At 71.2% G+C, this 10,797-nt stretch carries 11 protein-coding genes and 1 riboswitch; of the genes, 4 read left to right on the top strand and 7 right to left on the bottom strand.

The window, feature by feature from the left end; all coding sequences use genetic code 11:
- Positions 1–27: 27 nt before the first annotated feature.
- The 4 genes from ACFXGJ_RS03160 to ACFXGJ_RS03145 form a co-directional block, all read right to left on the bottom strand.
- Positions 28–642: a transglycosylase family protein gene (locus ACFXGJ_RS03160; RefSeq protein WP_378616380.1), complete on the bottom strand. Its 615-nt coding sequence runs from the start codon at positions 640–642 to the stop codon at positions 28–30.
- Positions 643–645: 3 nt separating this feature from the next.
- A riboswitch (cyclic di-AMP (ydaO/yuaA leader) is annotated at positions 646–849 on the bottom strand.
- 131 nt (positions 850–980) lie between these two features.
- Entirely contained in the window at positions 981–2,303 is a 1,323-nt protein-coding gene (locus ACFXGJ_RS03155; protein WP_378616377.1) for a glycosyltransferase 87 family protein, read from the bottom strand.
- On the bottom strand, positions 2,300–2,707 hold the full coding sequence (locus tag ACFXGJ_RS03150) for a YccF domain-containing protein (protein WP_378616375.1): 408 nt from the start codon (positions 2,705–2,707) through the stop codon (positions 2,300–2,302). The genes ACFXGJ_RS03155 and ACFXGJ_RS03150 overlap by 4 nt, the downstream gene beginning before the upstream one ends.
- Positions 2,704–2,931, bottom strand: a complete 228-nt coding sequence (locus ACFXGJ_RS03145) for a hypothetical protein (protein ID WP_378616373.1) — start codon at positions 2,929–2,931, stop codon at positions 2,704–2,706. The genes ACFXGJ_RS03150 and ACFXGJ_RS03145 overlap by 4 nt, the downstream gene beginning before the upstream one ends.
- A 122-nt stretch (positions 2,932–3,053) precedes the next feature.
- Here ACFXGJ_RS03145 and ACFXGJ_RS03140 point away from each other — a divergent pair, with 122 nt between their 5' ends.
- Positions 3,054–3,467, top strand: coding sequence for a cold-shock protein (locus tag ACFXGJ_RS03140; protein WP_378616394.1), 414 nt, complete (start codon positions 3,054–3,056; stop codon positions 3,465–3,467).
- Here ACFXGJ_RS03140 and ACFXGJ_RS03135 read toward each other — a convergent pair.
- The 3 genes from ACFXGJ_RS03135 to ACFXGJ_RS03125 are packed head-to-tail and all read right to left on the bottom strand — an operon-like array spanning position 3,464 to position 6,443.
- Positions 3,464–3,931 carry a DUF2771 family protein gene (locus tag ACFXGJ_RS03135; protein WP_378616371.1) on the bottom strand — a complete coding sequence of 156 codons (468 nt, stop codon included), beginning with the start codon at positions 3,929–3,931 and terminating at the stop codon, positions 3,464–3,466. The two genes, ACFXGJ_RS03140 and ACFXGJ_RS03135, sit on opposite strands and share 4 nt — an antisense overlap.
- A 24-nt stretch (positions 3,932–3,955) precedes the next feature.
- Positions 3,956–5,599 carry an MFS transporter gene (locus tag ACFXGJ_RS03130; RefSeq protein WP_378616369.1) on the bottom strand — a complete coding sequence of 548 codons (1,644 nt, stop codon included), beginning with the start codon at positions 5,597–5,599 and terminating at the stop codon, positions 3,956–3,958.
- 58 nt (positions 5,600–5,657) lie between these two features.
- Positions 5,658–6,443 carry a glutaminyl-peptide cyclotransferase gene (locus ACFXGJ_RS03125; protein ID WP_378616367.1) on the bottom strand — a complete coding sequence of 262 codons (786 nt, stop codon included), beginning with the start codon at positions 6,441–6,443 and terminating at the stop codon, positions 5,658–5,660.
- 41 nt (positions 6,444–6,484) lie between these two features.
- Between ACFXGJ_RS03125 and ACFXGJ_RS03120 the strand changes: the two genes are divergently transcribed.
- Genes ACFXGJ_RS03120 through ACFXGJ_RS03110 form a run of 3 tightly spaced genes read left to right on the top strand, consistent with a single transcriptional unit; the run spans position 6,485 to position 10,780 of the window.
- Complete coding sequence (locus tag ACFXGJ_RS03120) at positions 6,485–7,429, top strand: DUF3027 domain-containing protein (RefSeq protein WP_378616392.1); 945 nt, start codon at positions 6,485–6,487, stop codon at positions 7,427–7,429.
- On the top strand, positions 7,426–10,221 hold the full coding sequence (locus tag ACFXGJ_RS03115; protein ID WP_378616390.1) for a sacsin N-terminal ATP-binding-like domain-containing protein: 2,796 nt from the start codon (positions 7,426–7,428) through the stop codon (positions 10,219–10,221). Before ACFXGJ_RS03120 ends, ACFXGJ_RS03115 begins: the two co-directional genes overlap by 4 nt.
- The gene (locus tag ACFXGJ_RS03110) at positions 10,211–10,780 is read left to right on the top strand and encodes a phosphatase PAP2 family protein (RefSeq protein ID WP_378616365.1); all 570 of its coding nucleotides are present in this window, start codon (positions 10,211–10,213) and stop codon (positions 10,778–10,780) included. The genes ACFXGJ_RS03115 and ACFXGJ_RS03110 overlap by 11 nt, the downstream gene beginning before the upstream one ends.
- Positions 10,781–10,797: the final 17 nt, after the last annotated feature.

Below are 10,797 nucleotides of genomic sequence, written 5' to 3'. Positions count from 1 at the left end.
CTCTTGGTCTTGGGTGACTCGTGCGTGTCAGTGCGGCAGCAGGCCGGAGTTCGCCTTGAGGAAGTCGATCACCTGCGGGTTCAGCTTCGCCTGCTCGTAGAGCGCCTCGATGCGCGGGTCGAGCGCGACGCCATGCGACTTCACGGCGGCGAGGGTGCTGTCGAGGGAGTCGAGCACGTCGGCGGTGCCGTCGGTGGTCGGAACGCTGGTGACCTCAGGGGTCTTGGCGGGCGCGGGGGCCGGCGCCGGGGTCGCGGTGCGCGGGGTGGAGCCGCTGGTCAGGCCGAGGCTCGCGGAGCAGGACGGCCAGGCGCCCCAACCCTGCGAGGCGAGGACCTTCTCGGCGACCGCGATCTGCTGCTCACGGCTGGCCTGGTTGGCGGTCGCGGCGTACTGCCCGCCACCGTGCGCATTCCAGGTGCTGGGCGAGAACTGCAGGCCGCCCTGGTAGCCGTTGCCGGTGTTGATGCCCCAGTTGCCGCCGGCTTCGCACTGCGCGAGCCGATCCCAGTCGGAGTCGGGGGCAGCGCTTGCGGGGGCCGCGAAGGCCGCACCCGCCACGCCGAAGACTGCGGTGGTGACGACGACCTTGGCGGCGGTCTTGCGCGTGTTCGTCGGTTTGCGATGGCGTGCAGCGGTCATGTTCGTTCCTCTCCGCACGCGCCTGCGAGGTCAGCTGTCGGGTTCGGGCTGAGAGGTCGCCCGGCCGTGACCGCATCGTGATCGATGCGATTTCCGGCTTCACCCCAAGGAAGGCCTGATGCTCGCCTACCGGTGTCCGCTGGGGACGTGGGTCCCCCGTCCTCGTCCCTGGGTAATTCGTGGGAATCCGTTCCGCGGGACAAGGTTTGGCGCGGCGGTCCGGATTGGCCGAACTTCCGGCCGTTGATGACCGTACGTGGCCGACGCCGGTGAGTCATCTCCTACGGATTTTTCGCGATCTTCGGCGTTTCGCCGGAAAATCTCGATGTTTGCGCAGGTCAGGCGACAGGTGTCGGTCCGAGACCCTCCCGTGATCGGGTCGTTATGTGAGGCAGATCACACGCGACCTCGGGGCTGACCTCGGCTTCCTCCGCACCCCGCCGGGCCAGAGTCGCGACCACCACGACCGCGGTGACGACGAACAGCAACGGGTACGCCGCCGCGAAGATCGGGGCGAGGGCGGCAGGCGCCGGAATCATGAACAGCCCGATCGCCCACACCCCGTCCGGGAACGGGTGCGCCCAGCACAGCAACGGGGCCGCGAGGGCCACCGGCAACGCGAACGAGAGCACCCGGGACGAGCGGAGCGCGCGGTCGAGCGCCAGGACGATCAGCGGGACGAACCACACCCAGTGGTGGCCCCAGGAGAACGGCGAGACGGCACACGAGGTCAGGCCGCACATGGTGGTCGCGAGGAGATCCTGGCCGCGGCGGTGCGCCAGATACACGGCCGTCATGCCGAGGACGGCGAGCGCCACCGCGACCGTCAGCCACAGCAGCCGCGGCGGTTCGGCCTCGTGCAACCAGCGGGCTATCACCCCGGCGGCCGACTGATTGGCCGGCCAGGCCGTCTCGCCGATCCGGGTCGACTGGCGGAGGGTGACGGTCCAGTAGGCCCACGAGTCGGAGAAGAGGACGGCGAAGCCGACCGCGACCGTGGCGGCCAGCGTCGCGGTCGCGGTCGCCGCCGCCCGCCACTGCCGGGTGACGACGAGTTGCACGATGAACAGCGCCGGCGTCAGCTTGATCCCGGCGGCGAGCCCGACGGCGAATCCGCGGAGCCGGCTGCCCTCGGGCCGCCCGAGGTCCCAGAGCACGAGCAGCATCAGCAGCAGGTTGATCTGGCCGAGCCAGATGGTCGTCCGCACGGGTTCGAGCCAGCTGAAGATCACCGTCAGCAGCGCGCTCACCACGTACAGCCTGCGGTCCGGCGGATACCCGAGCCGGCGCCAGCAGAGCAGCACCACCAGATAGAGGAACGCGAAGTTCGCCAGGTAGCCGAGCAGGCTGGTCAGGTCCGGGGACAGGGCGCGCAGCGGGGCGAACAGGATCGCGGAGAACGGCGGGTAGGTGTACCACATGCCCCCGTGCAGGGCGTGGTCGTAGAGGCCTGCGCCGCTCAGCACGGTGGCGCCGCCGCTGCGGTAGACCAGCAGGTCGAGGCCGTTGCGGAACAGGCCCCACAGGGGGGCACCGAGCGGGACCACCCGGTCGTGGGCGAGGACCACCGTGCAGGCGAGCACGGCGAGGGTCCCGACCAGCCACGGCGTCGAGGGGAGCGACCGCCCCGCAACCGGGACGGTGCGGGGCGGGGCGCTCACGAGCTGTAGCTCGTCGGGTAGCTCGGCGTGGAGCCGACGTCGACTATGTCTTTGCCGAGCGGCATCAGGGAGATCGGCACCATTTTGAGGTTCGCGATCGCCAGGGGGATACCGATGATGGTGATGGCCATGGCGATAGCGCTGACGATGTGACCGATGGCCAGCCAGATGCCGCACAGGATCAGCCAGATCACGTTGCCGACGAGGGAGCCGAGCCCCGACGTCGGTTTACTGACCACCGTCTTCCCGAACGGCCAGAGCGCGTACACGCCGATCCGGAACGCGGCGATCCCGAACGGGATGGTGATGATCAGAATGCAGCAGATCACCCCGGCCACGAAGTAGCCGAGGGCGAGCCAGAGGCCGCCGAAGACCAGCCAGATGATGTTGAGCAGAATCCTCATTGGTCATCCCTTCGTCGTACGCGCCGTCCGGACTGAAGTGCGGACACGATGCCGAGCAGGAATCCGAGCGGGCAAGCGAGTGCCAGGAGGTACAGGGCCAAACCCGGTTCGTGGCCGGTCGCGTAGATCACGAAGATCGCGACGACGGCGGCGATGCCGAGGGCGAAGAGGGTGAGCGCGATGCGCAGGGTCACGGCGCCGCGGGAGGACGATTCACTGGCCACGGTTCAACGTTATCCCGTGAAATCCCCGGTGCCCCAGCGAGGCGCGCGGGGGTAGACTCCGATATGTCGCGTCCCACACACGGTGGGGCGCGTTCCTTTATGTAGATGAGCAGGTGAACGCAGTGCCTACCGGCAAGGTGAAGTGGTACGACGTGGAAAAGGGCTTCGGCTTCCTCGCCCAGGAAGAGGGTGAGGACGTCTACGTCCGGTCGTCTGCGCTGCCCGAGGGTGTCGAGGGACTGAAGGCGGGCCAGCGCGTCGAGTTCGGGATGGCCGCGGGCCGTCGCGGGCCGCAGGCGCTGAGCCTGAAGGTGCTGGATCCGGCCCCGACCCTCCGGCAGAGCGGCGGTGGCCGCCCCGCCGACGCCGCGCGCAAGCACACCCCCGACGAACTCCACGGCATGGTCGAGGACATGATCACGCTGCTCGAGGCGAAGGTGCAGCCCGACCTGCGCAAGGGCAAGTACCCGGACCGCAAGACCGCGCAGCGGATCTCCGAGGTCGTGCGCGCTGTGGCCCGGGAACTCGACAGCTAGAACGTCTGGACCGCCCACACCGGTGCGAGGCCGCCGTTGGTCGGCAGCTGGATGACCACGCCGAGGAGCTGCTCGTCCTTGCCGGACGGCACCGTCACCGCGGCCGCCTCGCCCGGTGTGTAGTCGCGGTATCCGTTGAACACCTCACCCGTCTTGGGGTTGCCGATCTGCACGTTCAGTCGCCAGTCGGAGTTCGACACGTCCTTGGGCAGCGACAGCTGCAGCGGCTGGCCCTCCGGAACGCTCAGGTTCGCTACCTCGAGTCCCGCACACGCGAGGTTGGCGTCGCACACGCCCGCGTGCACGTCGACGGTCTTGTAGTGCGCGTACGCGGTGACCGTCGGCAGGGTCTCCGGGGCGTCGTGGACGAGCACGGTGACCACGGCGGCGAGGCCGCCTGCGGCTACCAGTGCGACCACCGAGAGTGCAGCGATGGTCTTCTTCGTCCGGGCTTGCAGAGTCATCGGGTTCCGTTTCTTCGTTGGGCGTCAATCGGCGCTGGAGACCGGTTCCGGTATCTCCTGGTTGGCGACGTCGGGGCGTTTGCCGCCGAGTCCGGGGAGCAGGGTCGAACCCCGGTAGCTGAGGACGGTCTGGATCAGACCGAGGACGAGTACCACCGACACCACAGTGAAACCGATCCAGTACTGGGTCGGCAGCAGAACGCCGAGCGCGCCGCCGACCACCCAGCTCAGCTGCAGCACCGTCTCCGAGCGTCCGAACCCGGACGCTATGGACTCCTCCGGCAGGTCGTCCTGCAGCGAGGCGTCGAGGGAGACCTTCGCCAGTGCGCTGGCGGCGGACGCGACCAGCGTGGCGAGGGCGGCGGTGAGCAGGTTGTCGCCGAACGCGGCGATGATCGCGACCGCGGTGACCGCGATCGTGCACCGCAGCACCACGACCGTCGGTTTGCCGAGCTTGAGCCGGGCGCCGGTGGCGTTGCCGGCGAAGTTGCCGATGCCCGCGGCCGCGCCGACGAGCGCGAGCATCGCGGCCTGCTCCAGCGGGGCGTGCTCGGTGCGCGACTTCGCCACGAACGCGATGTAGAGGGTGAGGAATCCGGTGAGCACCCGGATCGTGCTGTTGCCCCACAGCCCCGTGATGACCGCGCGGCCGAGTGGCTGTCGCCGCTTGCTGGCCTTGACCGTGTCCTTGTGGTCGCGATCGATCACCTGGGTGTCGGCGTCGTCACCGTGATAGTGCAGGGTGGCGGGCACCTCGCCCTCGGTGACCTCGACCCAGGCCGGTATGCGCATGCTCAGGTACGCGCCGAGCACGGTGATCAGCGCGGTCAGCCACAGCGCCCCGGCGGAGGTACCGCTGATGAACGCGACGAGGCCGGCGAGCGCGCCGGCGCCGATGGTGCCGCCGATCAGGCCGAACACCGTCAGTCGTGAGTTGGTGCGCACCAGGTCGATCTCCGGTGGCAGCACGCGTGGCGTGACGGCGCTCTTGAGCACCGAGAACGACTTGCTGAGCACCATCATTCCGAGCGCGCAGGGATAGAGCGCCCAGCTGTCGAAGTTGAAGACGAGTACGACCGCGAGCACGGTGCGCAGCGCGAACGAGGCGGCCAGCGCGATTCGCCTGCCGTGCTGGAGGCGGTCGAGCGCCGGCCCGATCAGCGGGGCGATCACCGCGAACGGGGCGATGGTGATGAGCAGGTACAGCGCGACCTTGGTCTTGTCCTCGCCGGTGGCCGCGGAGAAGAAGAGCGTGTTGGCGAGCGCGACGGCGACCGCGGCGTCGGTCGCGAAGTTCGCCATCACCGCGTACGTGAGGGCCGTGAGGCCCGACTTGTCGGCGCCGTCCGCCTTGGCGGCGCGGTGGAAGGTGGCGATGCCCTTGTTCGTCAGTTCCCGGCTACGCATGGCGGCCACCCGCGTGACCGTCAGCTTCCGGGGAATGGGCGGCGGCTTGGGCGCGCCCGGATTCGGCTGCCGAACCTGCTCGGTCGGCGGGTCCTCCCGGCGGGTGTTGTCGACCGGGTGCAGCGGTGGCAGCGGCTGACGGCGGCCGGGCACGCGCCGCGTCGGCGGGTAGTTCGCGTAGCCCGGATGGCCCTCGCCGCGACCGCGGTCGTCGGGCTGCCGACTCCCGTTGGGGTCGTAGGGTTCGCGAGGTCCGGTCACTCCTCAATTCTGTCCTAGATCACAGACGAAGGACCACACGCCCCGCGGGTAAGGCGAATTACGAGACGAACCGCACCTCGAACAGCTTCGGGTAGTACTTGCCGGTGATCAGGAACCGGTCGGTCCCGGGCACCTGGGCTATCCCGTTGAGCACGTCCGCGTTGCGTGACTCGGCGGCGGTGAGCAGGCCCGACGCGTCGACGACTCCGGTGATGCGGCCGTCCGCCGGGTCGATCCGCACGATGTAGGGCGTGCGCCACACGTTGGCGTACACCCTTCCGTCGCTGGCACATTCGAGTTCGTTGAGGTTGTCCTGCGGCTTGCCGTCGAGCGTGACGGCGACGCTGCCGCGCGGCTGGAAGGTCACCGGATCGCGGAAGGTGAGCCGGTCGCTGCCGTCGCTCGCCACGAGCCGGTCGGGCTGCGCGCACAGGCCCCAGCCCTCGCCGTCGAAACGGGCCCGGGACCGTTCCGCCAGGGTGACCCGGTCGCGGGCCAGCGCCACCCCGTCCTGCCAGGTCCACTGCCACACGGTGTCCCCGGCCACGGTGACGCCCTCACCGAACATGCCGTCGGGCACCGGGACACGGGTCCGCTCGACGCCGGTGGCGAGGTCGCGGGCGCTCAGGTACGACTGCCCGCTCAGCCCGGTGCCCTCGAACAGTTCGCCGTCTGCGACCTCGAGTCCCTCCGTGAACGCGGTGGGGTCGTGCGGGTGCGTCGCGACCACTTCGACCCGCAGGTGCTCGACGCCGGTGGCATCGGCCGGGGTGGTGTCCCGGGCGCATCCGGCTGCGGCGGTGAGCGCCACCGCAGCGACGACGACGGTCCGGCGGAGTGACATCAGCCCAGCATGACAGCCCGACCTGCCCCGCATTTGCTGCGATACGGCAAAATGAGGGTGTGAGTGCCCAGTCTGCCCCCGAGCTTGCCCATGTGCGCCCCCTGCTGGCCGATGCCGTGGGGTTGGCGCGTCAGGCGTTGACCGACCTCGGCGAGGGTGAGGTCGGCGCGCATCTCGGCGTCACCTACGAGGACGAGTGCTCGGCGACCCACCGCTTCGAGGCCACCCTGCCCGGCTACCGAGGCTGGCAGTGGGCAGTGGTCCTGGCCGCCGCGCCCGACAGCGACCGCGTGACGGTGAGCGAACTGGCGCTGCTGCCCGGCCCCGACGCGCTGACCGCGCCCGAGTGGCTGCCCTGGGACGAGCGCATCCGCGCGGGCGACCTGAGCCCGGGCGACCTGCTGGCCCCGCGCGCCGCCGATCCGCGGCTCGTGCCCGGGTATGTGGCCAGCGGTGACCCGGAGATCGACGACCTGGCCCGCGAGGTCGGCCTCGGCCGCAAGCAGGTGCTGAGCCTCGAGGGTCGGCTCGACGCCGCCGAGCGCTGGCACGACGGCGACTACGGCCCGGACTCGGAGATGGCGAAGGCCGCGCCCTCGATCTGTGCGCTGTGTGGCTTCTATCTCCCGCTGGCGGGCTCGATGCGGTCCGCGTTCGGGGTGTGCGGCAACGAGATGGCCGCGGACGGTCACGTGGTGCACGCGGAGTACGGCTGCGGCGCGCACTCGGACACCGAGCTTCCGACCGGCGCCGGCAGCCCACAGTTCGACGCGTACGACGACGGCGCGGTGGAGCTGGTCCTGCTGCCCGCACCCGAGGCGGTCGAGGTCCCGGTCGAGCCGGTCGAGGCCACGCCGGAAGCGGAACCGGCGGCCGAGGTCGAGGCCGAGCAGCTGACGCCCGAAGCCGAGGCCGTGGCCGAGGCCGAGAGCGCCGCGCTGCCCGAGTCCACCGAGATCGCGGCGGAACCGGCATCGACGGACTGACGGCACCGGATCCCTTCGGCGTCGACGCGCTGCGGGCCGCCACACTGCTGGCCTGGACGTCCTCGCCGACCCGGCTCCGCGAGGACGCCGCGACCGAGGCGGACCTGGTTCGCGGCGGCTACCGCGATCGGCTCGGCACGGAACTGGCGCAGAACGCCGCCGACGCCGCGGCGCGGGCGGGTGTGCCCGGCCGACTGCACGTCTGGCTCGACGGCCCCGACCTGCACGTCGCGAACGTAGGCGCGCCGCTGGACGTCGTGGGGGTGCAGGCGCTGTCGGCACTGCGGGTCTCCGGAAAGGGCGACACCGGCGTCGGACGCTTCGGGGTGGGGTTCACCGCCGTCCTCGCCGTCAGCGCGGAGGTGGAGCTGCGCTCGACAACTGGCTCGATCACCTTCTCCGCCAAGAGAACCCGGGACGAGCTGCGATCCGCAGGGCTTGCCGAGCCGGAGCACGGCCTGCCGGTGCTGCGACTGGTGTGGCCGAACGATCGGCCGCCGCGCGCGGGCTTCGACTCCGAGGTGGTGCTCGAACTCCGGCCCGACGTGGACGGTGCCAGGCTGATCGACGACCTCGCCGCCGACGCCGCCGACTTGTTGCTGGAACTTCCTGCGCTGCAGTCGATTCAGGTCGAGGATCGGGAGTTCGCGCGCACCGAGCGGCGGCTCGGTGACGGCCCGCTCACGATCGTCGAGATCGGGGACCGGACCTGGTGGCAGTTCATGGGACCCTCCGCGCGCTGGCTGGTCCCGGTCGAGGGTGCCCGGGTGCGTCCGGTCGAGTCCGACGTCCTGCGCGCACCCACACGCTCCGACGAGGAGTTGTCGCTGCCGGCGATCGTGGTGGCAGACACCGAGTTGCAACCCGACCGGCGGCGCATCATGCCCGGAGCGGCGCTGGCGCACCTGGTCGACGGATATGCGGATTTTGTTGCTGCTCTACCTGTTTCGCAGCGTTTGGCGCTGGTCCCGGTGCCGGGTTTCGCGCGCGGCGAGGTCGACGAGCAGCTGCGCGAAGGGGTGCTGCGCGAGCTGACTGGTAGCCGGTGGCTGCCCGGTGTCGGCGACGTGACGCTGACACCACGCGAGTCGACCGTGCTGCCCGGACTCACCGCCGACCTGGCGGCGTTGCTGGCGGACGCGGTGCCCGGGCTGGTGGTGCCCGAGCTGTCCGGGCCCGGCAGTGCGTACGCGCTGGCCGCGGTGGGCGCCCACCGCATCGGGCTGGCCCGGCTGGCCGAGCTGCTGTCCGGGTTGCACCGCGAACCCGACTGGTGGGGATCGCTCTACCAGGAACTCGAGCCGCTGGTGGTGGACGCCCTGGCGGTCGAGGAACTCGCCGCGGTGCCGGTGCCGCTGACCGACGGGCGCACCGTGACCGGTCCCCGGACCACCGTGCTCGGCCGCGAGGATCTCGGCGTGGCGGGTCGCGGAGTCGACTGGATCCGGCTGGTGCACCCCGACGCCGCGCATCCACTGCTCACCCGGCTCGGGGCGGGCACGGCCGGCCCGCTCGACGTCCTTGCCGACCCGGCGTTGCGAGCGCGCATCGAGGACGTCGACTACGAGGACTCCCTCGCCGCAACGGAACTCGCCGACGCGGTGCTTCCGTTGGTGGCGGCCGCCGACGGTCGCGGTGACCTGCCGGGCTGGCTGGGAGAACTGCCGCTGCCCGACGCCGACGGAGAACTGCGCGCTGCGGACGAACTGCTGTTGCCAGGCGCACCCCTCGCGGCCGTCCTGGCGTCGGACTCGCCGTTCGGGGAGGTCGCGGCGCAGGTCGTCGAGAGGCACGGCGCCGAGGCGCTGCGTGCGCTCGGCGTCGGCTGGTCCTTCACGGTGCTGCGCGCGGCGCTGCCCACCGGACCCGAACACGACCTAGACGACGAGTCCGGGTGGTGGGCGACGCTGGCCACGGACCCGGAGGAGCTCGTCGCGGTCCGCGATCTGGACCTGGTGGATCCGGACGCATGGCCGGCTGCGCTGGCGCTGCTGGCCGCGGAGCCCGCCACGGCGGCGCTGCTGGCCGATCGGGACGGCTACACCGCGTGGTGGCTGCGCGGACACGCCCGGGTGCGCGGCGCGGCGCTCGGCGCGCTGCGCGGACCGGACGATCGCACCTTCGAGGGACTGCTCGACGTGCTCGACCACCCCGACGCCGCCGCCCTGTCCGGGGCGCTCGCCGCCGACCGGGTGGACGGGACCGCCCTCGCGGGGCTGCTGCTCGACCGGCTGGCCGACCCCGCGCGCGACCCCAGCCCGGCCGTGATCGCGCGAGCCCACCGGCTGCTGGGTGAGTCGACCGCCGCCGGCATCCTCGACCTGGACGAGCTGTCGCCGCCGTCGCGGGTTCGCACGGTCTCGGGTGCGCTGGCCGAGCCCGCCGAGTCCGTGGTCCTGGACCGGCCGTGGTTCGCCGCCGCGGTCCCGCCCGAGCTGCTGGTGGTCGGGGACCTGTCGACCGCCCCGGCGCTCGCCGAGCTGCTGGACCTGCCGCCCGCATCCGAGGCCGTGCGCGGCGAGGTGGTCGGTGCGGGCCGCGTCAGCGACTGGGACCGGGAGCCGGGCGCCGTGCTCGCGCACGTGGCGCTGGGACGACCGTTGCCGCGCGGGACGATGGTCGTGCACGACCGGCTGCTGGTGCGACTGTCCGGCGCGGTGGAGCGCGAGGCCGAGCTGCCCTGGTGGGTGGACGACTCGGGGCGCACACACGTGGCCGAGTACGGGTACTTCCTCGGGCAAAGCCTCGGGGAGCGTGACGGCATGGGATCGGAGTCACCGGATGTGGATTGACCAGGGCGTCCTCGATGCCATGCTCCGGGTCCGGACGCCGTGGCTGACGGACGTGGTCACGGTCGTCACCGACCTGGGCGGCACGCTCGCGTCCTGGGTGATCACGGCGGTCGTCACGATCGTGCTGCTGGTGCGACGCCGTCCGCGTGAGGCGGAGATGGTGGCCGGGGCGATGCTCAGCGGGCTGCTGGTGATGACGGGGCTCAAGCTGCTGTTCGGGCGGGAGCGGCCGCCGTTCCCGGACCGCCTGGTGGACGAGGCCACGCACTCGTTCCCGTCCGGGCACGCGATGATGTCGGCCATTCTGGTCTGTGTGGTGGGGGCTGCGCTGGTCCGGGTGATCGGTCCGCGTGCGCGCAATCCCGTGGTCTTCGGCCTGCTGGCGCTGTGGACCGTCGCGGTGGGGTTGTCGCGGGTGTACCTGGGCGCGCACTGGCTCACCGACGTGCTCGCCGGGTGGGCGTTCGGGATCGCGTGGGCGGCGTTGTGGATCTGGGGTGTCTCGCGCTTCGGCTCGGTCGGCGACAAATCCAGGGAATCCGCCACCGATTGCTCGTGACTTCTCTATCCTGACCC

It is taken from the genome of Rhodococcus sp. NPDC059234 (assembly GCF_042754225.1).
Classification (GTDB): Bacteria; Actinomycetota; Actinomycetes; order Mycobacteriales; family Mycobacteriaceae; genus Rhodococcus_G.
The sequence above is the reverse complement of the archived record's forward strand: the minus strand, read 5'-3'. Positions and strand labels throughout refer to the sequence as shown.

Coding starts and splice junctions, on each gene's coding strand:
- ACFXGJ_RS03160 (WP_378616380.1), bottom strand. CDS start 642: ATGACCGCTGCACGCCATCGCAAACCGACGAACACGCGCAAGACCGCC.
- ACFXGJ_RS03150 (WP_378616375.1), bottom strand. CDS start 2,707: ATGAGGATTCTGCTCAACATCATCTGGCTGGTCTTCGGCGGCCTCTGG.
- ACFXGJ_RS03135 (WP_378616371.1), bottom strand. CDS start 3,931: ATGACTCTGCAAGCCCGGACGAAGAAGACCATCGCTGCACTCTCGGTG.
- ACFXGJ_RS03125 (WP_378616367.1), bottom strand. CDS start 6,443: ATGTCACTCCGCCGGACCGTCGTCGTCGCTGCGGTGGCGCTCACCGCC.
- ACFXGJ_RS03110 (WP_378616365.1), top strand. CDS start 10,211: ATGTGGATTGACCAGGGCGTCCTCGATGCCATGCTCCGGGTCCGGACG.